The 23,350-nt window shown below is 70.8% G+C and carries 26 protein-coding genes; 15 read left to right on the forward strand and 11 right to left on the reverse strand.

Translation table 11 applies throughout. From position 1 onward, the window contains the following. Positions 1-118: 118 nt before the first annotated feature. On the reverse strand, positions 119-856 hold the full coding sequence (locus tag ACZ4LX_RS18650; protein ID WP_467645272.1) for a DUF4232 domain-containing protein: 738 nt from the start codon (positions 854-856) through the stop codon (positions 119-121). A gap of 357 nt (positions 857-1,213) precedes the next feature. Here ACZ4LX_RS18650 and ACZ4LX_RS18655 point away from each other — a divergent pair, with 357 nt between their 5' ends. After that, positions 1,214-2,575: a hypothetical protein gene (locus ACZ4LX_RS18655; RefSeq protein WP_467645267.1), complete on the forward strand. Its 1,362-nt coding sequence runs from the start codon at positions 1,214-1,216 to the stop codon at positions 2,573-2,575. A gap of 157 nt (positions 2,576-2,732) precedes the next feature. On the opposite strand, the gene ACZ4LX_RS18660 is transcribed toward ACZ4LX_RS18655, so the two are convergent. Both ACZ4LX_RS18660 and ACZ4LX_RS18665 read right to left on the reverse strand, forming a co-directional pair. After that, complete coding sequence (locus ACZ4LX_RS18660) at positions 2,733-3,776, reverse strand: SGNH/GDSL hydrolase family protein (RefSeq protein WP_467645264.1); 1,044 nt, start codon at positions 3,774-3,776, stop codon at positions 2,733-2,735. 199 nt (positions 3,777-3,975) lie between these two features. After that, complete coding sequence (locus tag ACZ4LX_RS18665; protein WP_467645261.1) at positions 3,976-4,872, reverse strand: hypothetical protein; 897 nt, start codon at positions 4,870-4,872, stop codon at positions 3,976-3,978. 335 nt (positions 4,873-5,207) lie between these two features. Here ACZ4LX_RS18665 and ACZ4LX_RS18670 point away from each other — a divergent pair, with 335 nt between their 5' ends. Beyond that, entirely contained in the window at positions 5,208-6,509 is a 1,302-nt protein-coding gene (locus ACZ4LX_RS18670; protein WP_467645258.1) for a HEAT repeat domain-containing protein, read from the forward strand. Between the two features lie 44 nt (positions 6,510-6,553). Further along, positions 6,554-6,793 (forward strand): hypothetical protein, encoded by a 240-nt coding sequence (locus tag ACZ4LX_RS18675; RefSeq protein ID WP_467645255.1) that lies wholly within the window; start codon positions 6,554-6,556, stop codon positions 6,791-6,793. A 193-nt stretch (positions 6,794-6,986) separates the two neighbouring features. Here the strand turns inward: ACZ4LX_RS18675 and ACZ4LX_RS18680 are convergent, their stop codons facing one another. Continuing rightward, complete coding sequence (locus ACZ4LX_RS18680) at positions 6,987-7,253, reverse strand: DUF397 domain-containing protein (protein ID WP_467645249.1); 267 nt, start codon at positions 7,251-7,253, stop codon at positions 6,987-6,989. Then, positions 7,234-8,076 (reverse strand): helix-turn-helix domain-containing protein, encoded by an 843-nt coding sequence (locus ACZ4LX_RS18685; RefSeq protein ID WP_467645244.1) that lies wholly within the window; start codon positions 8,074-8,076, stop codon positions 7,234-7,236. Before ACZ4LX_RS18685 ends, ACZ4LX_RS18680 begins: the two co-directional genes overlap by 20 nt. A gap of 113 nt (positions 8,077-8,189) precedes the next feature. Between ACZ4LX_RS18685 and ACZ4LX_RS18690 the strand changes: the two genes are divergently transcribed. The 10 genes from ACZ4LX_RS18690 (at position 8,190) to ACZ4LX_RS18735 (ending at position 15,688) form a co-directional block, all read left to right on the forward strand. Then, positions 8,190-8,432: a hypothetical protein gene (locus ACZ4LX_RS18690; RefSeq protein WP_467645237.1), complete on the forward strand. Its 243-nt coding sequence runs from the start codon at positions 8,190-8,192 to the stop codon at positions 8,430-8,432. Beyond that, positions 8,422-8,664 (forward strand): hypothetical protein, encoded by a 243-nt coding sequence (locus tag ACZ4LX_RS18695; RefSeq protein ID WP_467645232.1) that lies wholly within the window; start codon positions 8,422-8,424, stop codon positions 8,662-8,664. The genes ACZ4LX_RS18690 and ACZ4LX_RS18695 overlap by 11 nt, the downstream gene beginning before the upstream one ends. A 177-nt stretch (positions 8,665-8,841) precedes the next feature. After that, on the forward strand, positions 8,842-9,093 hold the full coding sequence (locus ACZ4LX_RS18700) for a hypothetical protein (protein WP_467645229.1): 252 nt from the start codon (positions 8,842-8,844) through the stop codon (positions 9,091-9,093). A gap of 132 nt (positions 9,094-9,225) precedes the next feature. Next, complete coding sequence (locus tag ACZ4LX_RS18705; protein WP_467645226.1) at positions 9,226-9,837, forward strand: TetR/AcrR family transcriptional regulator; 612 nt, start codon at positions 9,226-9,228, stop codon at positions 9,835-9,837. Positions 9,838-10,229: 392 nt separating this feature from the next. Beyond that, positions 10,230-10,682, forward strand: coding sequence for a helix-turn-helix transcriptional regulator (locus ACZ4LX_RS18710; protein ID WP_467645224.1), 453 nt, complete (start codon positions 10,230-10,232; stop codon positions 10,680-10,682). A gap of 10 nt (positions 10,683-10,692) precedes the next feature. Beyond that, entirely contained in the window at positions 10,693-11,103 is a 411-nt protein-coding gene (locus ACZ4LX_RS18715) for a VOC family protein (protein ID WP_467645222.1), read from the forward strand. Positions 11,104-11,184: 81 nt separating this feature from the next. Then, the gene (locus tag ACZ4LX_RS18720; RefSeq protein ID WP_467645220.1) at positions 11,185-13,575 is read left to right on the forward strand and encodes an ATP-binding cassette domain-containing protein; all 2,391 of its coding nucleotides are present in this window, start codon (positions 11,185-11,187) and stop codon (positions 13,573-13,575) included. A gap of 321 nt (positions 13,576-13,896) precedes the next feature. Next, entirely contained in the window at positions 13,897-14,142 is a 246-nt protein-coding gene (locus ACZ4LX_RS18725; RefSeq protein ID WP_467645217.1) for a hypothetical protein, read from the forward strand. 50 nt (positions 14,143-14,192) lie between these two features. Further along, positions 14,193-14,744, forward strand: a complete 552-nt coding sequence (locus ACZ4LX_RS18730) for a YciI family protein (RefSeq protein ID WP_467645214.1) — start codon at positions 14,193-14,195, stop codon at positions 14,742-14,744. Between the two features lie 62 nt (positions 14,745-14,806). After that, positions 14,807-15,688, forward strand: a complete 882-nt coding sequence (locus ACZ4LX_RS18735; RefSeq protein WP_467645211.1) for an inositol monophosphatase family protein — start codon at positions 14,807-14,809, stop codon at positions 15,686-15,688. A gap of 141 nt (positions 15,689-15,829) precedes the next feature. On the opposite strand, the gene ACZ4LX_RS18740 is transcribed toward ACZ4LX_RS18735, so the two are convergent. From ACZ4LX_RS18740 to ACZ4LX_RS18750, 3 genes are all read right to left on the reverse strand, one after another. After that, entirely contained in the window at positions 15,830-17,368 is a 1,539-nt protein-coding gene (locus ACZ4LX_RS18740; protein WP_467645208.1) for a PTS transporter subunit EIIC, read from the reverse strand. A 47-nt stretch (positions 17,369-17,415) separates the two neighbouring features. Then, entirely contained in the window at positions 17,416-18,381 is a 966-nt protein-coding gene (gene murQ, locus ACZ4LX_RS18745; RefSeq protein ID WP_467645205.1) for an N-acetylmuramic acid 6-phosphate etherase, read from the reverse strand. 90 nt (positions 18,382-18,471) lie between these two features. After that, entirely contained in the window at positions 18,472-19,392 is a 921-nt protein-coding gene (locus ACZ4LX_RS18750; protein WP_467645202.1) for a MurR/RpiR family transcriptional regulator, read from the reverse strand. Between the two features lie 103 nt (positions 19,393-19,495). Here ACZ4LX_RS18750 and ACZ4LX_RS18755 point away from each other — a divergent pair, with 103 nt between their 5' ends. Next, positions 19,496-19,864: a hypothetical protein gene (locus ACZ4LX_RS18755; protein WP_467645201.1), complete on the forward strand. Its 369-nt coding sequence runs from the start codon at positions 19,496-19,498 to the stop codon at positions 19,862-19,864. Next, complete coding sequence (locus tag ACZ4LX_RS18760) at positions 19,861-20,133, forward strand: DUF4031 domain-containing protein (protein WP_467645198.1); 273 nt, start codon at positions 19,861-19,863, stop codon at positions 20,131-20,133. Before ACZ4LX_RS18755 ends, ACZ4LX_RS18760 begins: the two co-directional genes overlap by 4 nt. 6 nt (positions 20,134-20,139) lie before the next feature. On the opposite strand, the gene ACZ4LX_RS18765 is transcribed toward ACZ4LX_RS18760, so the two are convergent. The 3 genes from ACZ4LX_RS18765 to ACZ4LX_RS18775 all read right to left on the reverse strand — a co-directional run bounded on the left by ACZ4LX_RS18765 (position 20,140) and on the right by ACZ4LX_RS18775 (position 23,290). Beyond that, the gene (locus ACZ4LX_RS18765; RefSeq protein ID WP_467645195.1) at positions 20,140-21,480 is read right to left on the reverse strand and encodes a Cmx/CmrA family chloramphenicol efflux MFS transporter; all 1,341 of its coding nucleotides are present in this window, start codon (positions 21,478-21,480) and stop codon (positions 20,140-20,142) included. A 160-nt stretch (positions 21,481-21,640) separates the two neighbouring features. Next, a complete protein-coding gene (locus ACZ4LX_RS18770; RefSeq protein WP_467645192.1) occupies positions 21,641-22,297 on the reverse strand; it encodes an HD domain-containing protein in 657 nt (218 codons plus the stop codon). A gap of 105 nt (positions 22,298-22,402) precedes the next feature. Next, a complete protein-coding gene (locus ACZ4LX_RS18775) occupies positions 22,403-23,290 on the reverse strand; it encodes a transporter substrate-binding domain-containing protein (RefSeq protein WP_467645190.1) in 888 nt (295 codons plus the stop codon). Positions 23,291-23,350 lie beyond the last annotated feature (60 nt).

Below are 23,350 nucleotides of genomic sequence, written 5' to 3' on the forward strand. Positions count from 1 at the left end.
TGTATACCCGGGCGATATGGTCACGGCCAGGCCCCCCGAGGGCAGAGAGCCTTGCCCTGGTGGGGCCGGGGGCGGAGGCGCCCCCGGGACCAGGTGGGTGGGCCGTCGTACGGGGCGGTCAGAGCTGGTTGATCGGCCGCATGGCCAGCCCCTCCGTGCCGGCCCAGCCGTTCACCCGTGCCGCGTCGTCGTAGGAGACGGAGCGCAGGCCGCCGGGGAGGTTGAAGACGAGTGTGCCGCTGAGTTCGGTGCCCTCACCGGCGACCAGGGTGGCGGTGAACCTGGTGGCCTGGTCGTACTCCGCCTCGCCTCCCTCGTCGTTGCCGAAGACGTACAGACCGGCGTAGGCCTTGCCGCCTGCCGCGACGACGACGGGCTCGGTGTCCGGCTCTCCGAGCGTCTCGACGGTCGGGGCGCTGTCACCGGCTCCGAGCCGTATCAGCGGTGCGTCGTTGAGGACACAGGGCGATGTGCTGCCGTTGGTGACGGTCAGCAGGAAGTGGCGGGGGGTGTCCCCGGAAGGGTCCTGGAGTTCGACCGAGGTCCTGAGGCCGGTGGCCTCGCAGTCCTGGTGGCTGGTGCCGTTGCCGCCGCCGGTCTCCCCGCTGTCCCCGGTCGCCTCGTCCGTCGCGCCGCTGGTGCCGGTCCCGGAGTCACCCGAGGGCTCGGCGCTCTTCGACGGATTCTGCGCGGCCGGGGCGGAGTTCGACGGAGCGGCGGACTCGTCGTCACCCCCGGCGGGCAGGCAGGCGGTGGCCGTCAGCAGGGCCGCGGCCACCCCCGCCCCCAGGAGGGTGCCGCGCAGCGTCCGGCGTACGGAACCGGATCTGAGAGTCCTTGAGCTGATGGAGTTCATGGTGCTTTCCTCTTCCCCCGTGACCGGCCCCGGGCCGGACTGTGTGCAAGCGATACAGGGGAGTGTGACCTCGGCCGAGCGGTGGGGGCACGCGGAATCCGTTTCTGTTACGGCCCCCGGATGAATCGCCGACCGTGGCGTGACGCTATGCGGAGCCGACAACACCATTCGTGGGAAGGGGTGTTGAAGGTACGGCGCTTTTGGCCTCCTTGGGTGCGGGTCCGGGGCGAGGCGGACCCGCGGCGGCGCATGTGTCGTACAACCGTCTGAGGGGCTGGAGTGTCTGCTCTGTCGGAACTGGTGTTTCCCAGCCGTTCCTCCGTACGTATTTATCGCATTACTGCAAGGGATCTGCCCATGCTCGGAACTGTTGCCGTCCGTCTCCGTCCTCTCCGCAGCGCGGCCGTCGCGGTCGGGGCCGCCGCCCTCCTGGCCGCGGCGGCCGCGGTGCCCGCCACCGCCGCCACGCCAGGAGACCTGCTGCTGGGTCCGGTGACGTCCCTGGACGGAGTGAAGATCGGCAGCAGCGTCGTGCTGCCCGGCACCTTCGCGAACAAGGGGACCACCGATATCGAGAAGGTCCACCTGAGCTACCACGTCGGTTCGGGGCTGGCCATACCGGCGGAGTTGCCTTCCAACTGTGACCGCGTGGGGCGCGACATCGAATCCAACGCGAACCTCGTGGTCTGCACGTTCAACCAGACCGTGAAAGGCGGTGGCATCTACGCCCTGGAGAAGACTCCGACGTTGAAGGTCCTCGACAACGGGCTGAACGAGAGCGTCTCCGTGATGATCAGCACCTATGACCCCGGGCAGGAGATGGACCCCTCCGAAGGCGGCCCCGTCCACACCTTTCCCGGAAGCGGACCTGCGGTGGAGCTGACCGAGCTGCCCCCGAACACTCCGGTGGGCGACGGCGATCACCCGTCCCGGGTCGACGACAGGCAGTGGGACTCCGCCATTCTGGCGGTGAACGTGGTGAACACGGCCGACTTCCAGGCGGCGGCACGGGAGACCGAACGCGTCGGGGACACGGTCACGCTGGAGGCGAAGTTCACCAATGCCGGGCCGGGCTGGGTGCACTACTACTACGACGATGTAAAGCCGCTGGTCAAGGCCCTGGTCAAGATCCCTGCCGGAACGACGGTGACGAAGAGGGACAACCGTTGCACGAAGGTCGCCACCGGTAGCTACAGCTGCTCCCCCTACACCAATCCCCCCGTGAAGGCGGGCTTCACCGACCAGTGGCTCTTCACGCTGCGCGTCGACAAGGCGGTGCCCGGAGCCAGGTTCACGGTGACTCTCGAAGGGCAGGAGCGCCCCTACGACAACAACAAGAAGAACGACACCGCCACGCTGCTGCTGGACAACGGCACGGCCTCGACCGGCGGTTCCGGCTCCACGGCTGGCGGATCGGCTGGCGGATCGACGGGCGGATCGGCGGGCGGTGACGGTTCGACGTCCACCACGGGCGGCTCGGGCACCGCGTCCACGGGTGGTTCCGGCTCCGCTTCGACCGGCGGTTCCGCCTCCACAGGCGGTTCCGGTTCCACCGGTGGCTCCGCGACGGACGTCTCCGTGAAGTCCGGCTCCACCGGTGGCGGCCTGGCCGCCACCGGCTCCGGTTCGACGCTTCCGTTGGCGGGCGCGGCTGCCGCGACCCTGGCCGTCGGTGCGGGCGCGGTCCTGCTGGTCCGCCGCCGCGCGGCCCGGAACTGACGGCCTGACCCGGACGGCCCGACTGCTCCGACACGTACGGACCGACTTGCTCCGACACGTACGGCCCGCCGGACATCCGGCGGGCCGTACGTGTTCTCCTTCCCCAGGCTGCCGGGCTGCCGGGCTGTCGGGCGCCGGGCCTGGTGCCGGGATCCGGTCAGCGTTCCAGAAGGGCGATGCGGATGGCGCGCTCGACGTGGTGGGCGGTGTTGGCGTGTCCTGCGGCGTTCGGGTGGACCAGGGTGGCGCGCTTGTTGAAGGGGGCGCAGTTCAGGATCGTGCCGGCCACGTTGGCGGGCCAGTAGCTCGGGGCCTCGCCGCAGATTCCCTCGACCCACTTGGTGTCCGCCGGCTGGCAGGCGTCGTGGCCCACGCTGGAGGTGTAGACGTCGACGTAGCGGTCACCGAAGAACTCCGTGACGCGCTTGATGGTGTTGTTCAGCTGCTTGAGGACGTCGTCGCGGAGCCAGTTGATGTCGCTGTGGGCGATCGGACCGAGCTCGCCGAGGGACAGGCGGTTGCAGTCACCGGCGTCGTCCGGCAGGACGGCCGGGTAGCCGACCGTGATCACCTTGGCGTTGGGCGCGGCCTGGTGGACGTGGGCCAGCATCTCGATGTACTCGTCCTGGACCCGGGCGAGCTTGTCGTCGATGCTCTCCTCGCCCTCGGGGGGATTGGTGTAGTTGTCGCGGCAGGTCTTCCCGGTGGCGCCCTCCGTGAGACACGTGAGGAGCATGCCGCCGAAGGGCAGGCTGTTGCCGCCGACGCCGACGGTGACGACGTCGGTCCCGTCGCCGAGCGCGGCCCGCTTGATCTGCGTGTCCACGGCGGCCCAGCCGGCGGCCGGGGGCTCGACCGGGCTGATCGGCGTCTGCTTGGTCGTGGCGATGTGGTTGATGGTGGCGTTGCCGCAGCTGACGTTCGTCAGGTTGACGGCCTTGCCCGGCGGGAACTCGGCGAGTTCCCGCTCGACGAGGCCCGGGTAGGCGTCGGAGGTGCGGTCGCACCCGTCCCGCGAGGGGTCGCCCAGCGCGGGCAGCGGTTCACCGACGAAGCCGCCGGCGGTGTACGAGTCGCCCAGGGCGGCCCACTCGTACGCATCGGCCGCACCGGCGGAGCCGGCGGGCACGAGCGTGGCCGCGGCCAGCGCGAGTCCGACGGCCAGGGCTCGCGTACGCAGGCGGGAGACGGGGTGTCGCATGGATTCTCCAGGGTCGGCGAAGGATGCCCGGGGCCGATACGTGCCCTCGGGCGGAGGCACCTCGGCCAAGATCATCCATGCCGATGGACCGGCTTCCTCCCGAAAACGGCCTTCCGCCCTCGATCGGGCTAAATGATCAGATCTTTCGCCCCGTCGCCCGTCAACACCCCACCCTGGAGAGCCGGTCCCGCGATTCCCCTCACCCGTTCCGGCGGCCCGCGCGCTCGTTCCTGGGTGCCAGGCCCGCCCGTACTTCGCTCATCCGCGCCCGTACGCCCTGGACGGGCACGGCACCCTCCGGGCCCCGGGCGGCGGCGGGTCCCGGGCTGCCGTCGCACGCTCCGCAGATGCCGCCCGGCATCGCCTCCGGGCTGCCGGGCGCCCGGCATTCGCGGCATTCCAGGGTCCGCAGGACGACCTTGCGGACGGGAGCGACGACGGAGGGCGGCAGCTTGTCCAGCAGCCGCCGTCGGACGAGGGCGGCGGCATGGTGGACGCGCACCGGCAGGCCCTCGGTCAGCGCCCGCAGGACCTGCGCCTCGGTGGCGCCCCGCTCGAACCACTCGCTGAGGCCCGGTTCCAGGTGCAGGCAGTCCCGCTCGGACAACTGGAGTGAGGGCGCGGCCTTCCCGAGCGCGGCCAGCAGGATGAACGAGCGGGAACGGGTGGGGCGTTGGGGTGCCTTCGGTGCGTCGCCCCGGATGTACGCCGCCCACCACTCGTCCTCGCGCGCGGTGCGGGAGAAGAACGTGCGCGTCACCCAGATCAGCGCCTCCTCGGTCGCCACGCACTCACTGCCCCGGCGCAGGTGTCCGGCCTCCTGGAGCCTGTTCAGCGTGGTCCGGAGCGCGCACTGCCCGTACGGGAGCACCTTGGCGAGGGTCTTCACGGAGATGTCGGCGCCCTCGCAGAGCCCGTCGATGTACGCGGCGACAGCGGCGTCACGGGGGAGGAGGTGCGCGAAGGCATGGCCGGTACGGGCGCGTTGGTCCGGTGCGGAACGCTTGCCGTATCCGGGGTTCGCCATCGGATGGTCGAGCGTGGGCACGGGTCCGGACGGGGAAACAGGGGCGGCACTAAGCTGGTCGGCAGCCATGAGATCGGGTCCGTTCGATCGTCCTGGTCAGGCCCCTGCTCGGTGTTTGCGCACCGGCGGGGGCCGTCGTGTCTGGGCTGACGCTAGAGCGTCGCTACCCTCCGTCGCAAGTCGATCGCGAAAAGTCAACGCGCCAGGCAGGGAGGGTGGGTGGGAAATCAATCCCGCCAACCATTCCTCTGAAAGAGCGCTCGGATCTCGGGGCTTGAGCTCCGAGGATTGAGGCGAGGTGCGCGGCGGCGTCCGCCCATCCCTCCGAGATGTCCGAGATGAAGGCGCCGCACGCATGCGGACGTCGTGCGCCGGTGTCAGTCCACTCGGTTATTGTCCGCCGCATGGATCAAGTCGAACGCATGGCCGGACGTGTTGACGAGCGCGTTGCCGAACTCATCGCTGAACTCGACCGAGTTGGACAGGACGCGGAGGCGACCGCCGACATCGTCCGGCGGCTCGCCGAGGCCGGTGCCGACGCGGCGCCCGCACTTGTGGCCGCGCTGGGCACGGTGAGCCGACCGGCCATGTGGAGTCTGCGGGACGCTCTGCGTCTGATCGGCCCCGCCGGGTTCGACGCGGCGGTGGAGTCCCGGGCACGGGCCGAGAAGGTTCCCGACTGGTGGGAACTGGGCCATGTGCTGCGCGGCTTCGACGAACGGTGCGTCCCGCGGTACAAGGCCGCGCTCTCCCACCCCATGAGGGACATACGGATCCAGGCCCTGTGGGGGTTGCAGAACCTCGGCGAGGCCGCTGCGGGCACGCTGACCGACGTCCTCCCCTTTCTGAACGACCGCCACGCGTACACCCGTCACCATGCCGAGGCGGCCGTCAGAGCCATCGGCGCGGACGCCGGGCCCGCCCTGCGGGGCATCCGCCGTGACGGGCCCGCCCACCTGAGACGGCACGCGCTGACGGCGCTGGCGCTCATCGGCGGCCTTGACCAGTTCGACCGGCGTGACCGCAGCGCCCTGGAGCGTCTGATCCGCATCAAGTCGGCCCAGGACACCCCGGTCTCCCTGCCCGACCACTGCTGGGTGGCCGTCCCCGGCGCGTTGTACGAGGGCCTTTTCGACGCCATGGGACTGCATGACCGTGTCCCCTGCACGATCTCCATGGGACTCTCCGCGATGGAGAACGACGCCACCGTGGTCAAGGACCCGGACGGCACGGAGCACACGGCGTTCCGGGTGTTCGTCACCCCGGAGCTGGACGGCTGGCGGCTGATCTACGCCGACACACCGCTGGGCAGCATGTCCTGGGACGTGGACGACCTTCTCGGCCGCCTCAGCGCGGTCTGCGGTCAGGCCCAGTTCTACTGTCAGGACGTCCACAGCGACTCGATGATCTGGGCGGTCGCCATCGACGGCGTGCCGCGCCGCGCGTACTGGCGTTACGGGACGCCGGAGTGGCAGGGCGACCCCATGGACTGGGAGCAGCCCCTCACCGCCGACCCCGCATACGACCCCGAGGACGAGCACGAACCCAACGCCACCATGGAATCCGACGTCAGCGGCGCGGCGCACGCCCTGTCCGTCGAGCCGACCTGCGTAGGCTCGACGACCACCCTGCGGGGCCACGGCTGGCTCGCGGTCACCCGCCCCGGCGTGGGGCACGGCGCGTTCACGGGGGCGGTGCGGATCTAGTGTGGTGATCGCCACGGTTCACCGGGGCGGGAGAGAGGACCGGGATGTTCGTCGAGATCGTGTTCGTGGGGCTGCCGATCGATCGTGACGAGGTCGAGGAGGCGTTGGAGGCGGCGTTCGAGCTCGACGGCGAGGTCACCGGCGCGGGCGGCGGTACGGGCCGCTGCCATCTCGACCTCGACGTCGCGGAGGACGCGGACTCCGCTGCGGCCCTGGAGCGGCTCCGGGCGGTGCTGTCGGAGCTGGGGGTTGCGGATTGCGCGACCCTGCGCGTCAGTGAGTGATCAGACCGCGATGCGCACGGCGGGCCCAGCCCGGTCGGGCGGGTGGTGGCCGTCCGGACGGTGCGATGGCCGGGACCCGGTTCCCGCCGGGCCGGCGGCGTCATCGCCCGCCGGACGTCACCTCGCATCCAGCCGCCCGGCCACGAACCCGGCGAACCCCTGCGGTCGGAGCACGGGAACGACTGGAACCGGCTCAGGACCTCTTCAGCCCGTCCACGAACGTCGACCACGCCCCCGCCCGGAACACCAGCGCCGGTCCGTCCGTGACCTTGGAGTCGCGGACGGGGACGATCTCGGGCACGCCGTCGAGGATTTCGAGGCAGTCGCCGCCGCTGCCGCCGCTGTAGGTGGACTTGCGCCAGGTGCCCATCTCCAGGCAGTTGCCGCCGTCGCCCCCGCTGTGGGACGACTTGCGCCAGATCGCCGTGGACAGGTCGTAGTCAGAACCGCTCAGCTTCATGGTCGTAATCCTCCGCCACCGATTCGATCAAGGCCAGGGACGCCGTCGGCGACATCGCTCCGGCCACCACCAGATCGTAGGTCAGTTCGTACTGACGGACCGTGGCCGGATCGTCCTGCAACTGCCCGGTGCCCAGCCCCTGGAGGTACGCGAGCGGGGGAGCGTCCGGGAACCCCATCAGCTTGACGGGCCCTTCCAACGCCATGTGGGCGCCCTCCGAGAACGGCAGGACCTGGACGATGATCCGATGCTGTCCGGCGAGGCCCGCGATATGCCGAAGCGCCTCCGCCATCACCTCCGGACCCCCGATCGCCCGGCGCAGCACGGCCTCGTCCAGCACCACCCACAACAGCGGGGCGGTTGGATCGGCGAGGATCTGCGCGCGCTCCAGTCGCGTCGTCACCAGCTCGTCGATGACGCTCTCCGCAGCCGTCGGCTGGTAGGCCCGGAACACCGCCCGCGCGTACGCCTCCGTCTGGAGCAGCCCCGGGACGAGCTGGGGCGCGTACTCCCTGATCGCCTCCGCGCGGGCTTCCGCCTCGGCGGCCTCCGCGAAGTGTTCCGGGTATTTGGACGTCTTCAGCGCCGCGCAGTTCCGTACGAAGAAGCCGTCGGCGTCCAGCACCTCGTCGAACTTCTCCGCCTGGTCCATCTGCATCCGCCGCACCCCGGACTCCAGCTGTCCGATGAACGAGCCGCTGACGAAGAGCGGGGCGCCCAAATCGGTCTGGGAGAGGCCCGCATGCTCTCTTCGGTGGCGGAGTTCGGCGCCCAGAAGGGCGCGCGGAGAGGAGGAGGGGTCGAGCTTCCTGGGGCCTGGCATGACAACTCCCTGCTGCACACGTGCGGTTGTTGGAACAGCACCTCTTCCAGGCTAACGAGTGATTCGCCACGCTGGGTATGCATCGGAACTACTCAGAGTGGAAGGAATGGATCATGACGACTACAGAGCGACGCAAGGCGGCGGCGGGCAGGGTGCGAGAGGCGGAGGAACTGGTGGCGCGGCTGCGGGGAGGGTTCGCGGGGGTCGGTGTGGTGCTGCCCTCGCTGCGGATCGATCCGGTCTCGTTCGCGGGTGAAGATCCGGTGGCGCTGGTTGACCTGGGCCGCTGCAACCTCGATACGGCGCTGCGGCTGACGCGGGTGCTGGAGCGGGAGGCGGCCGGTCATGACGGCTGACGCGGGTGGTCCGGATACGGGTGCGCCGAAGCCCGGGTCGTTCGCGGTCGACGGCCGGGACGGGCGGGTGGGCCGGGTGATGGGGCGGGTCGGGCCGTATGTGCAGCTGCGCCCGCCGGGTGGCGGGGCGGAGTGGGACTGCCCGCCCGACCGTGTCAGTCCGGCCCCGCCGGGCCTCGTGCTGCGGGCCAGGGTGACGGAGGTCAACCGCGAGGGCCAGCTGCCCCGCTGAGGAACGGGTTCCGCGCAGCCCCCGGGGTGTGCGGGGCGTCCGCAACGGCGGTCCACGCCGCCGGGTTCATGGTGCTGGGGGTGACGCCATCGTCCGGCTGAGCTACAGGGGTACTCCCGCACCGAGGCGATTCGCCGGTGCCTGAGCACCGACAACGAGGCCGTTGTGGAGGGGGCGTTGCAGGCCGTGGTCATGCTCCGCCTCGCTCTGGACGAGGAAACCGTGAGCGGCGTTCTCGACTTCGTCTTCGTCGAAGCCAGGTCCCCGCAGGACGGGACCCACCTCTGGCCCGCTGCTGCCGCAGCCGGCTGGACGGGACAGCGGGTACGCCAGTTCCTTACCTCGTGCGTCTCCGGCCCCCGGTCGGATGGAGCCGAAGCCGCCACGAATTCCCTTGCCGGGAAGTACGGCACCTACAGCCCCCTGTAGGTGGTCCCGCACCCGAGGTTCGTCGTGAACCCCGGCCTCGGGGAGCATCGCGATCGACGACTCAGCCCTGACCCGGAAAGGTGCGGGACGCGAATTATTGCGTGCCACGCATTTTTTGTTAGTGTGAACGGCATGAGCGGTCTACGGGAACGCAAGAAAGAGGCCACGCGCGCGGCGCTGAGCTGGGCCGCCGTCCGGCTCACTGCCGAGCGCGGGTGGAGTGCGGTCAAGGTCGAAGACATTGCCGCAGCGGTAGGCGTGTCGCCGCGCACCTACAACAACTACTTCTCCAGCAAGGCCGAAGCGATCGCCTTCCGGCACCTTGAGCGCTCGCTGCGCCTCGCGGCCGAGCTGCGCCACGGACCGCCCGGCGAGCCGCTGTGGGAGGCGATCACGCGCGCGGCGCTGCGGCAGTTGGAGCCTGGGCCCGCGGTGGAGAACATGCCGCCTCAAGGCCCCGATGAGTGGGCGGCCGGCCTGCGGGTGATGCTGGCCGAACCCGCGCTGGAGGCCGAGATGCTGCGGGCGGGCAAGATCGCGGAGAAGGAGCTGGCCGCGGCGATCGCCGACCGTACAGGCATGGATCTTGAGTCCGATCTCTACCCTCGCCTGGTGGCCGCGAGCGTGATGGCCGCCAGCAATGTCGCCCTGGAGCTGTTCGTGCAGGGTGGCGCGGACGAGCCGATGGAGGTTCTGCTGCCCCGGGCTCTGCGCATGGTGACCGCCGGACTCCCCACCCCGTAGATCCCTGCTGAGGCCCCCAACCGCATGACGCCGGGTGAGCCGTCAGGGGGTCGTCCATGCCGATCGGCCTGCCCTGTCTCCACGGACCCGGCCTTGAAGACTGTCCGATTCCCGGGCGCGCCCGTGTCCTGTGGAGCCTGCCTGCGACGACCGGCCGCCGGTCGTCCCGCCGCCCGTGCCGGGGGTGTGGTGGCAGCTGACGGGGAAGGCGCCTGACGCGGCTGCCCGGCGGATGACACGTCGAGGACCGAGGGCCTGATGGCCCGCGGTCCTCCCTTTTCGGCGCTGCTTTCGTCGCTGCTTTCGGCGTTGCGCGCCTGCGACCGGCGCGGTCCTGGGCCGCTGCCGGGTATTCCGGGTATTCCGCGCCCGGGCGTGGCACGATTTCGCGGGTGACCAGCAGAACCGATCCTGCACAGCATCTCAGCGATCTCGCACGGCTCCGCCGCGTCCGTGACCGGATCGACCGGGAGTACGCCCAGCCGCTGGACGTCGAGGCGCTTGCCCGTGGTGTGCACATGTCGGCAGGCCATCTCAGCCGGGAGTTCCGACGGGCCTACGGCGAGCCCCCGTACGGCTATCTCATGACGCGGCGCATCGAGCGGGCGATGGCGCTGCTGCGGCGCGGCGATCTCAGCGTCACCGAGGTCTGCTTCGAGGTCGGCTGCTCGTCGCTGGGCACGTTCAGCACCCGTTTCACCGAACTGGTCGGGGTGTCGCCCAGCGTCTACCGGCGCCGGGCGGAGGAGGCGGAGCAGAGCGAGGCGGGGGTGCCGTCGTGTCTGGAGAAGCAGGTGACACGACCGGTCAGGAATCGAGAAGCGCGCTCCGGGAAGCCGGATTAGCGTGACGGACATGGACATCAACCTTCACTCCGCCTTCCTTCCGCACCAGGATCCGGACGCCTCGCTGGCCTTCTACCGCGACGTCCTCGGCTTCGAGGTCCGCAACGACGTCGGCCAGGGCGCGATGCGCTGGATCACGGTCGGACCCGCCGGCCGGCCCGAGACGTCCCTCGTCCTGGAGCCGCCGTACGCCGACCCGGCCGTCACCGACGAGGAGCGCGCCACCGTCGTCGCGATGATGGCCAAGGGCACCTTCGCCCGCGTCCTGCTCGCCACGGACGACCTCGACCGTACGTTCGATAAGGTGCAGGCCGGTACCTCCGAGATCGTCCAGGAGCCGACCGAGCAGCCCTACGGCGTACGCGACTTCGCCGTACGCGACCCCGCGGGCAACCTGATCCGCATCCAGGAACGGCGCTGAGCCGTCCCCATCCCCCCACACCGTGACCCGCACAACACCGACGGGGCCGCACGAGCGGCCCCGCCCACAGAGGGAGACACGATGACCAGGGCCAAGAGGGCGGACACGGCTTCGTCCGCGTCGCACGCGGGCGACAGCCACGATGTGATCCGTGTGCACGGGGCACGCGTGAACAACCTCAAGGACGTCAGCGTCGAGATCCCCAAGCGCCGGCTGACCGTGTTCACCGGTGTCTCCGGCTCCGGCAAGAGCTCCCTGGTCTTCGGCACGGTCGCCGCGGAGTCGCAGCGGCTGATCAACGAGACGTACAGCAGCTTCGTCCAGGGCTTCATGCCCACGCTGGCCCGGCCCGAGGTCGACGTACTCGAAGGTCTGACCACCGCGATCAGCGTCGACCAGCAGCGCATGGGCTCCGACCCCCGCTCCACGGTCGGCACCGCCACCGACGCCAACGCGATGCTCCGCATCCTGTTCAGCCGGCTCGGCAAGCCGCACATCGGGCCGCCCAGCGCGTACTCCTTCAACACCGCCTCGGTCCGGGCCAGCGGTGCGATCACGGTCGAGCGCGGCAACAAGAAGACCGTGAAGGCGACGTTCAACAAGACCGGCGGCATGTGCACGCGCTGCGAGGGCCGGGGCTCGGTCTCCGACATCGACCTCACCCAGCTCTACGACGACTCCAAGTCGCTCTCCGAGGGCGCGTTCACCATCCCCGGCTGGAAGTCGGACAGCCAGTGGACCGTGCAGGTCTACGCCCAGTCCGGCTTCGTCGACCCGGACAAGCCGATCAGCGAGTACACCAAGAAGGAACTCCAGGCCTTCCTCCACGGGGAGCCGGTCAAGGTCAAGGTCAACGGCGTCAACCTCACCTACGAGGGGCTGATCCCCAAGATCCAGAAGACGTTCCTGTCCAAGGACAAGGAGTCGATGCAGCCGCACATCCGGGCGTTCGTGGAGCGTGCGGTCACCTTCACCATCTGCCCCGAGTGCGACGGTACGCGCCTCAGCGAGGGCGCCCGCTCCTCGAAGATCAAGCGGATCTCCATCGCCGACGCGTGCGCGATGGAGATCAGGGACCTGGCCGCCTGGGTCGCCGGTCTCGACGAGCCGTCGGTGGCCCCGCTGCTCACCGCCCTGGGCCAGAGCCTCGACTCGTTCGTGGAGATCGGCCTCGGCTACCTCTCGCTCGACCGGCCCGCGGGCACGCTGTCGGGCGGCGAGGCGCAGCGCGTCAAGATGGTCCGCCACCTCGGCTCCGCGCTCACCGATGTCACCTACGTCTTCGACGAGCCCACGATCGGGCTGCACCCGCACGACATCGAGCGGATGAACAAGCTGCTGCTGAGGCTGCGCGACAAGGGCAACACGGTGCTCGTCGTCGAGCACAAGCCCGAGACGATCGTGATCGCCGACCATGTCGTCGACCTCGGCCCGGGGGCCGGTACGGGCGGCGGCACCATCTGCTTCGAGGGCACCGTCGAGGGGCTGCGGGCCGGCGACACGATCACCGGCCGTCACTTCGACGACCGGGCCGCCGTCAAGGACACGGTGCGCGAGGCCACCGGTGCGATGGAGATCCGGGGCGCGACGGCGAACAACCTGCGCAAGGTCGACGTCGACATCCCGCTCGGGGTGCTCGTCGTCGTCACGGGCGTCGCCGGGTCCGGCAAGAGTTCGCTGGTGCACGGCTCGATCCCGGCGGGGGAAGGCGTGGTGTCGATCGACCAGAGCCCGATCCGGGGTTCGCGACGCAGCAACCCGGCGACGTACACGGGACTGCTCGACCCGATCCGCAAGGCGTTCGCCAAGGAGAACGGCGTGAAGCCCGCGCTGTTCAGCGCCAACTCCGAGGGGGCCTGCCCGGCCTGCAACGGCGCCGGGGTCATCTATATGGACCTGGCGATGATGGCGGGGGTCGCCACCCCGTGCGAGGACTGCGAGGGCAAGCGGTTCCAGCCGTCGGTGCTGGAGTACAAGCTCGGCGGCCGTGACATCAGCGAGGTCCTGGCGATGTCGGTCGCCGAGGCGGAGGAGTTCTTCGGCGCGGGCGAGGCGCAGTTGCCGGCCGCGCACCGCATCCTCGACCGGCTCGCCGATGTCGGCCTCGGCTATCTCAGCCTCGGGCAGCCGCTCACCACGCTGTCCGGCGGCGAACGGCAACGCCTCAAGCTGGCCACCCACATGGGTGACAAGGGCGGCGTCTACGTCCTCGACGAGCCGACCACCGGACTCCACCTCGCCGATGTCGAGCAGTTGCTCGGTCTGCTGGACCGCCTGGTCGACTCCGGCAAGTCCGTCATCGTCGTCGAGCACCACCAGGCCGTGATGGCGCACGCCGACTGGATCATCGACCTCGGCCCGGGTGCCGGTCACGACGGCGGAAAGGTCGTCTTCGAGGGCACGCCCGCGGATCTGGTCGAGGCCCGGTCTACTCTCACGGGCGAGCACCTGGCGGAGTACGTCGGCGGCTGACGACCCTCGCGGTTGGTTGCCGACGGCCGGCGGCCGACGGCTTGGCGGTTCGCGGTTCGCGGTTCGTCGTGGTCGCTGGTCGCTGGTCGCTGGTCGCTGGTCGCGGAGGGGCCCGAGGCTTGAGCCCCGGGCCCCTCCGCCTCGTCCGGGTGCCCGGCACGGCAAGCTCCGATTCGGTACATGAGGTGCGTGACCTGTGCTGATTTGGGGGGCGCGAAAGAATAGGCACGCTGGGTGCGCATTTTGGTTACTCAGCGTGGAATGGATGGATCATGGAGATGAAGGAGCGGGACAGAAAGCGGTACGGAAAGGTGGCCGGACATGGCAGGTGAGGGCGGCTGCGACCCGGAGGTCCCCGTGCCGGCGCGGGGGGCGTTCGCAGTCGATGTGCGGGACGGCCGGGTGGGCCGGGTGATGGGCCGGGTCGGCCCGTACATCCGGCTGAAGCTCCCCGGAGGCGGTGCGGAGTGGGACTGCCCGCCCGACGCCGTCCGGCCCGCTCCGCCCGGACTCGCCCTGCGGGCGCGGGTCAGGGAGATCAACCGTGAGGGGCAGCTGCCCAGGTGACATCGGTCAACTCGCTGGACGTGGCCGTGTAGAGAAGGAATTCTTCGATCATGGAGTTCCTCTGCTACCACCGCGACCGGCCGGGTTCCATGGCACTGCGTGACGAACTGCTGGAAGAACACTGGTCCTACATGGACGGGTACGCGAAGGAGATGATCGCCCGGGGCCCGACCCTTGTCGGCGACATCCCGACCGGCAGCATGCACATCGTCGATGTGCCCGATCCCGTCGCCGCCCGCACCTTCGCCTTCGACGAACCCGGTTACCAGGCCGGGGTCTACCGCGATGTGCTGCTGCGCCGCTGGCACAACGCGCTGGGCCGCACCATGTGGGAGTTCCCCGGCGGCCCGACCGACGGCAACCGCTATCTGGTGCTCGGCCTCGGTACCGGGGACGGGCAGGCCGCCGACCTCGAAGTGCCGCCGGACCGGGACGAACTGATCGCCTACGGGCCGCTGCTCTCCGACGACGGCGCCACCTGGCTGGGCACGGCGGCGCTGGTCCGTGCTCCGGACCCGGACGCGGCACGCGGCATCCTGACCGAGGACCGGTACGCCGACATCGAGGTGCACAACTGGCAGTTCGGCGGCCGCTCGTCCTGACCAGGGGCAGGGCCGGCCACTTTGGGGGGCGCAGCCTGGGAGAGCCCCGATAACCTGCGTGCATGGTGGTCATGGGCACGGCAAGTGATGCGCGACTGGCCGTCGCGGCGGCGGAAGCGGGCGCGGCGGTGGTCCGGGACATGTACGGGGCCGCGCTGTCCCGTGTGGAGAAGTCCGGCGGGGACTTCGCGACGGCCGCCGACCTCGCGGCCGAGCAGGCCATCCTCGACGTACTGCGGGCCGCCCGCCCCGATGACGCCGTGACCGGTGAGGAGAGCGGGCACACCGGTGCGGTGGGCGCGGAACGCAGGTGGCTGGTCGATCCGCTGTGCGGCACGCTGAACTACGCCGTGCGGAACATGCTGGTCGCGGTGAACGTGGCGCTGCGGGTCGGGTCCGGCATCACGGTCGCCGCGTCCGCCGACCCGTTCAGCGGTGAGGTGTTCTGGACCGACGGCTCGTCCGCCCGTGTGCGCAGGGGCGGTGCGGACGAGGAGCTGTCGCCCTCACCCGGATCCCGGCTGGTCGACGTCAATCTCGATGCCCCGTTCCCCAGCGCCCCGGACTTCCGGGCGGTTCGCCTCCTCGCCGCTCCGGAGTTCGCCGAGCGGTTCCGGCCGCGCGTCGTCTCCACCACGCTGGCCGTTGCCTGGGTGGCCGCCGGCCGCAGGGCCGCGTACGTCACTGACGGGGACCTGCGCGACAGCGTGCACTTCGCCGCCGGGATCGCGCTGTGCGAGGCCGCGGGCTGCGTGGTGACGGACCTCCACGGCCGGCCGCCGTACACCGGGGCGGGTGGCCTGATCGCGGCGGCGGACCGGGAGACGCACGAGGCGCTGGTGAGGATGGTCGAGGACCAGGGGCGCGATCAGGGTCAGGGGCGCGATCAGGGTCAGGGGCACGGCCAGGATCAGGATCAGGACCAGGATCAGGATCAGGACTAGGGCCCGGGTCGGAGGCAGGGCCGGGGGCAGGACTAGGGCCGGGGCCGGGGGCGGGACCGGTGGCGTCCGGCCCGTGAACGGGGAAGGGCGGCCCCCCTCGGCAGGGGAGCCGCCCTTCCCGGCACGTCGACGTGCGGTCCGTCAGACCCCCGCAGGTTCCTTCGCGGGGGCGTCCGGGCCGGTACCGGTCGTGGCCGGGCCGGTGGCCGCGACCGTCGAGGCGGCCGGTTCCTGGGAGACGTTGAACTCCGCCAGCAGGTCCTTGCCGAAGCCGAAGAAGTACGTGGCGACGAAGCCCGCCAGATAGCCGACGACCAGGCCGCCCGCGTAGATCGCGATCGTCGCGCCCAGGCCGTGGTTGCCGTCCAGCAGCGGGAACAGCGCCCAGCCGGAGGGGCCGATCGCGGTGGAGCCCACCGCGTCACCGAGCTGGTTGAAGAAGCCGACGAAAGCGCCGCCGAACGCACCGCCCACGCACGCCGTGATGAACGGACGGCCCAGCGGCAGCGAGACACCGTAGATCAGCGGCTCGCCGACACCCAGGAAGCCCGCGGGCAGGGCGGACTTGATGGTCCGGCGGATCGACTCGTTGCGCGGCAGGCGGAAGAAGACCGCGATCGCCGCGCCGACCTGGCCGGCACCGGCCATGGCGAGGATGGGGAGCAGGACCGTGTAGCCCTGCTGCTCGATCAGCGTGGTGTGGATCGGGATCAGCGCCTGGTGCAGGCCCAGCATGACCAGTGGAAGGAAGAAGCCGCCGAGGATCAGGCCCGCGCCCGCGCCGCCGTTGGAGAGCAGCCAGTCGGCGAACGTACCGATCGCGGTGGACACCTCGCCCGCCACGTACATCAGGCCGAAGATCGTCACCAGGCCGGAGATCATGACCGTCAGCGTCGGGGTGACCAGGACGTCCAGCGCCTCCGGCACCCAGCGGCGGCACCACTTCTCCACGTACACCGCGAGCACCGCAGCCCCCAGGGCGCCGAGGACACCGCCCTGGCCGGGGGAAAGCTTCTGGCCGAACGCCTCGATGTTCGCGACGCCCGGGAAGACGATGATGGCCGCGACCGCACCACCGAGGATCGGTGTGCCGCCGAACTCCTTCGCCGTGTTGTAGCCGACGAAGACCGCGATCAGCGCCATGAAGCCGGACGCCATCGCGGCCAGGGCCGGGGTGACCGAGGGCAGCCACTCCAGGTTCACCAGCAGGCCGTTGAGGCCCGCGATGATGCCGCAGCCGATCAGGGCCGGGATCAGGGGCACGAAGATGTTGGCGATCCTGCGCAGGAACAGCTTGAACGGCGTGGCGTTCTTCGCCTTCCTGGCCGCCTTCATCTCGGCACCCTGAGCGGCCAGTTCCTCCGCGGTGAGCGGAGCGGCGGAAGCCGGGGGAGCGGCCGGGGAGGGGGCCGAGGCCTTGTCCTCCTCGACGAGCTTCTCGAACTCCGGGGTGACGCGGGCGACCGTACCCGGACCGAGAACGATCTGGTATGTGTCGTCCTCGACCACACCCATGACGGCGGGCACGGCCTTCAGTGCCTCGTCCTGGACGAGCGAACGATCGTGCAGACCCAGCCGGAGCCGGGTCATGCAGTGAGCGATGGAGCTGACGTTCGCGGCGCCACCGACGAGCGGAAGGATCGCGGCGGCAGTGGCGCGGTTCTTGTCTTCTGTAGCCATGGTGCGTGGTGCCTTGCTGTGCGGGGGAGCGGAGGTGGTGCGGTGGGTCAGGTGGTACGGGGGGCGGCGGCGAGCGCGGCGCGGAGGTGACCGTCCGACGCGGCCAGCAGGGCGGCGGCGGTGGGGCCGTCGACCTGGCCGAGGATGGTCAGGATGGCGTTCTTCACCTCGCCGTCGGTGGCGGCGAGCGCGGCCTCGATCTCGGCGTCCGAGGCCCCGGTGGCCAGCGAGACGATCCGCCGGGAACGGGCGCGCAGCTTCTCGTTGGAGGCGCGGACGTCGACCATGAGGTTTCCGTACGTCTTGCCGAGCCGGATCATCGTGATCGTCGAGATCATGTTGAGCACGAGCTTCTGGGCCGTGCCCGCCTTGAGCCGCGTGGAGCCGGTGAGCAGCTCCGGGCCGACGACGACCTCCAGCGGATGCTCGGCCGCCGCGCCCAGCGCGGAGTTCGCGTTGCAGGACAGACCGACCGTCAGGGCGCCCTTGGCGCGGGCGTGCTCGACGGCGCCGATCGCGTACGGCGTACGGCCGGAGGCGGAGATGCCGACCACCGTGTCGTCGGCGGTCAGGCCCAGCGCTTCGAGGTCGGCGGCGGCCAGCTCCTTGCTGTCCTCGGCGCCCTCGACGGCGGTGACCATGGCGGACGGGCCGCCCGCGATCAGACCGATCACATCGGCCGGGTCGGTGTTGAAGGTGGGCGGGCACTCGCTGGCGTCGAGCACACCGAGGCGGCCCGCGGTGCCCGCGCCCGCGTAGATCAGCCGGCCGCCGCGTGCCATGCGCGCCGCGGTGGCGTCGATCGCGGCGGAGATCTCGGTCAGCCGCTCGCCGACGGCGGCGGGAACGGTCCGGTCCTCGCCGTTCATGATCCGGGCGATTTCCGGGGTGGCCAGCTGGTCGATCTCGGCGAGCTCGGGGCGGAACGCCTCGGTGGTGAGCGTGGCGAGCTGGGCGCGCAGTTCGCCGTACCCGTCGGGGGTGGTGGCGTCGGTGTCGGTGAGGGAGGTCATGGAGAGCGGCTCTGCTTTCTTGAACTCGTACGGTTCTGCGGGTGCGGGTGCGGGTGCGGGTGCGGGTGCGGTGTATGCGTGTGCCGTTGGTCAGCGGGTGTTGCGGGGGTTGTGGCGGTGGGCCAGCGCCTCGTAGGAAGCGGCGAGGGCCGGGGCCGCCGTCTCGTACGTACGCTGCGCGACTCCTATGAAGAGGCAGTCGACGACCAGGAGCTGACTCGTACGGCTCGACATGGCGGCCGGGCGCAGCTCGCTCTCGCGCGCCGTCGACGTGGTCAGTACGTGGTCGGCGTACTGCGTGACCGGGCCGTCGGGGCGGCCGGTGATCGCGATCGTCGTCGCGCCCCGGTCGAAGGCGACCCGCAGCGGCTCGATGACGTCGCCGGTCGAACCGGAGTGGGTGATCGCGATGGCCACGTCGCCGGAGCGCAGCTGCACGGCGTTGGTCACCGCGAGGTGCGGGTCCATGTTGGCGTGGGCGATCAGGCCGATACGGGCCAGCTTCTGCGCCAGGTCCTGGCCGACGAGCGAGGAGGCGCCCACGCCGTAGATGTCGATCCGGCGGGCGGTGGCGGCGGCGGCCACGGCGGCACCGAGCTGCACGGTGTCGAGCCCGGCGGCGGTGTCGGCGAGGGTCTGCTGCTCGTCGTAGGCCAGCTTGGCGACCACGTCGGCGATCGGGTCGTCGACCGCTATGTCCGCCGTCACGGCGGGTGCCCGGCCGGACTGCTGGTGGGCGGCGAGACCGGCCAGCGCGAGGCGCAGATCGCGGTAGCCGGGATAGCCGAGGAGGCGGGCGGTGCGGACCACGGTCGCCTCGCTGGTGCCGGTGAGCTCGGCGAGACCGGTGACCGTGAGGGCGGCGCAGCCGGCCGGGTCGCCCGCGACAGCCTCGGCGACCCGCTGCATGGAGCGGGTCATGGAGGGCGCGAGCGTCCGCACCTTGGCCGCGAGCGCTGCCGGGGCCGGCGGCGAATCGGCGCTGAAACTTTCCTTCAGGTCATTGGTCACCTTTGAAAGATATTTTCAACCCCGGTGTCCGTCAACCCCCCTTTGGTCCCGACCTCTGACGGAACGCGGAAGGGCGGTTTGCGCGTGGGTGGACAATGGCTGCATGGAGCCGAACCCCCTGGAGCAGGCGCTGCACACCGCCCGCGCACGCGTCATGGCCGACCTCGCCGCCGGAGATGTCGCCGAGGCGCAGATCGTCTCGATGGTCGAGGACGCGGTGGCGCACCGGCGCTGGTGGGTCGAGCAGTGGCCGGAGGGCGCGGAGTTCGTCGTCGGCCTCGTCGCCCAGGACGTCCAGGACGCGCTGCTGGAGGAGTACGGCCGCTGGCCGCTCTGCCCGGTCTGCGACGAGGGCGACCCGCACGCGCTCGACGTCGAGCCGGAGCTGGGAACGGACCCGCACTGGGTCTGCACGAAGGCCGCCGTGGCCGTGGCCCCGGTCGGCGCGCTGACCGGAATACTGCGGCCGTGACCGTCTACATCGATCCGCCGGACTGGCCGGGGCACGGGCGGTTCTGGTCGCACCTGGTCAGCGATGTGTCCTTCGAGGAACTCCACGCCTTCGCGGCGTCCATCGGCTGCCCGCCCCGCGCCTTCGAGCGCGACCACTACGACGTACCCGAGGCGCGGTACGCGGACGCCGTACGGGCCGGTGCCCGGCAGATCGGCTCCAAGGAACTGGTCCGCCGGATCACGGAGGCGGGCCTGCGCCGCCCCAAGGGCAGGCCCGCGCCCCGCTGAGTCCGCTCAGCCGGCCGTCCCGGGCGCGCACACCCGCGACGCGTCCGGCACGTCGTCCCGCACGGAATCCCGCGACGTGTCCCGCGCCTTCTCCTGCGACGTCGTGTCCCGCGATGCGTTGTCCTGCGATGTCTTGTCCCGCGAGGCCGCGTCCCGCGACACCGCGGCCGGGGCGCCCGCCACCAGCAGGGACGACGCGCCCCGGCTGCGCTGCAATCGCAGGGAGAGGACCACGGTCACCAGGGCCAGCACGGTCATCGCGGCCCCCGCCCACGCGGTGGCCTCGAAGCCGAAGTCCAGGTCGATCACCGTGCCGCCCAGCCAGGGACCGCCGGTGTTGCCCAGGTTGAACGCGGCGGTGGTCGTCGCACCCGCCAGGGTCGGGGCGGCACCGGCGACGTTGAACATGCGGGCGTTCAGCGCCGGAGCCGTGTAGAAGGCCGAGAGGCCCAGCAGGAACGAGAGCGCGATCACGGCGGCCTGGTTCGACGCGAACAGCGCAAGCGCGGCCAGGAACACCGTCGATGCCGCGATACCGCTCAGCAGCACCCCGAAGAGGTGCGCGTCGGCGACCCGGCCGCCGATCGTCGTACCGACCAGGGCACCGATCCCGAACAGCGCGAGCACGGTCGGCACCCAGCCCGAGTCCAGCCCGGCGACGTCCGTCAGCAGCGGCGCCAGATAGCTGAACGCGCAGAACACCCCGCCCGCCGCGAGCGCGGTGAGCACGATGGAGAGCCATACCTGCCGGTCGCGGTAGATCGACAGCTCCCGCTTGAGCTGCGGCTTCTCGTCCGGGAGCGGGATGCGGGGGATCATCGTCGCCACCCCGGCCAGTGCCACGGCGGACGCCGCCCCGACCGCCCAGAACGCCGACCGCCAGCCCAGGTTCTCCCCGAGGAAGGCACCCAGCGGCACGCCCAGCACGTTCGCGATGGACAGCCCGCCGATCATCACCGCCATCGCGCGGGCACGGGAGTTCACCGGCACCATCGCGATGGCGACGGCGGCGCCGACCGCCCAGAACCCGGCGCACGCGAACGCGCTGATCACCCGGGAGGTGAAGAGCACCTCGTACGTCGGCGCGAGCGCACCAGCGACCTGGCCGAGGCCGAAGACGGTGATCAGCGCGATGAGCGTGGTGCGGCGCGGCAGCCGGAGCGTGGCCACGGCGAGCAGCGGGGCGCCCACCACCATGCCGATCGCGAAGGCGGATATGAGGAGTCCGGCGCGCGGGATCGACACGTTCATGTCGTCGGCGATGGGTGGCAGCAGCCCGGAGAGCATGAACTCGCTCGTGCCGAGGGCGAAGACCGAGAGGCCGAGGATGTATACGGCCAGGGGCATACGAGAGCGGATGGTGGCAGATTCGGGCATGACAGGTGCCAACAGCCAAATAGTCCGTGGCATTCCCCGCCGGGCCTGGGGCGATGGCGCGCGGCTCACCCTGCCTGTTCCGGGGCGAAGGCCGGCGGCTCACCCCGCCCGGGCCCGGGGGAGCGCCTGCTCAGCGGGGGGCGAGCAGTTCCAGCTCCGTGCTCAGGTTGTGCCGGGCCCGCGCTTCCCATGCGGCCGCCCCGTACGGGGTACGGAACAGCCGAGGCAGCTCCAGAAGCTGCCGCAGCACCGCGGCCCGGCCCTCTCGGAACGCCTCCGCCGGGACGAATCCGTACTCCTCGCGGACCTGGGCCGCGTACTGCGCGTACTCCTTGGGCGAGGCCGCGAGGATCGCGAGGTCCGCGTCGCACAGGACCTCGCCATTGGTGTCGCCGTCCGCCGGGTCGTGCGAGACGGTGAGCCGGACCAGGCGGGCGACCTCGGCGGCGGTCGGGGCGGGCACGCCCGCCTCGGGCAGGGCGCGCTCGGCGAGAAGGGCGCTGCGCTCCTCGTTCTCGGAGCGGTCGGGCCGGTAGACCGCGTCGTGGAACCAGGCCGCCAGCCGGACCGCGTCCGCGTCCGCGTCCGAGGCATGACCGGCGAGGGTGTCGATGTGGTCGAGGACCGCCGTCAGATGGGCGGTGGTGTGGTAGCGCCGCTGGGGCTCAGCCCACCGGGCCAGGAGGTTGTCGGCGTACGGCAGCGCGTCGGGGCCCTCGGCGCCGTTCCGGGCGGCGACGAGGGTTTCCTGCCAGCGGCTGCGGAGGCTCTGGGCGCTGTCGGTCATACGGCGACTGTAGAGGGGCCGGTGCCGGTGTGAAGGGGCCGGCCGGTTTCGGTACGGAGGGGCGCGGAGGGGACCGGAGGGGGCCGGGCGGGCCGGGGTGCCGGTTCAGTCGGCGGGGGCGGCGCCCGGCTTGTCCACGCAGGACAGGGCCGAGATGTCGCTCTCGGTGGGTTTGGCCTCGTCCCGGACCGTCTTGGGGACGGCGGGAAGGCTGTTCTGGAAGTCGCGCTCCCAGGAGGTCGCCTGGCTCACGTACTCCGTGAGCTTGTCGCGGAGCCGTACGCAGTCCTTGCGGTGCCCCTTGGCCATGGCGATGCCGTAGTCGTTGGGCTCCCCGAACTTGATGCCGGGCACGACCCTGAGCGTGGGGTTGACCTGCATGAAGCCGTAGAGGATCAGCATGTCCGTGGAGACCGCGTCGACCTCGTTCTGCTTGAGGGCGTTCACGCAGTAACTGGCGTCCTCCTCCGTGCGCTTGGCGATCTTGTCGTAGGCCGCCTTGCTGAGCTCGTTGGCGGAGGTCGTGCCCCTCCAGACGCACACCACCTTGCCGTTGAGATCGGCCAGGGTGCGGATGCTGCGGTCGTTCGCACGGATGAGGAAGCCCTGGTGGGTGGAGGCGTACGGACCGACGAAGTCGAGGTCGTCGCCGCCCTTGTCCTTGGGCGCCATCCGGGTCGGGGTGATCGAGTAGGTCGCGGCCACCAGCTGTACGTCTCCGTCGTGCAGCAGCTTCGCCCGGTTCTTGGACAGTACGCCGCTGAAGCGCGGGGTCTCGTAGCCGAGCATGTTCATGAGCGTTCCGACGACGGCGATGTCGAAGCCGTTGTACTCGCCGTCGTGCGGGGAGAAGCTGGTGCCCGGCTGGTCGCTCTTGGCTCCCACCTCCGTGTCGTCCCCCAGGATCGACGGGGGGTCGGACGTGCAACCGGTCACGTACAGGAGGGCCGCCGCGGTGAGGGCCGCCCATCGCCGCCGAACTGCTGCTGCCATCTGATACCTCACTCCGTCTGTGGTCAGTCCGTCTGTGGTGGGCCCGTCAGGCGGTGGGCC

Source organism: Streptomyces sp. NPDC026062 (genome assembly GCF_055568375.1).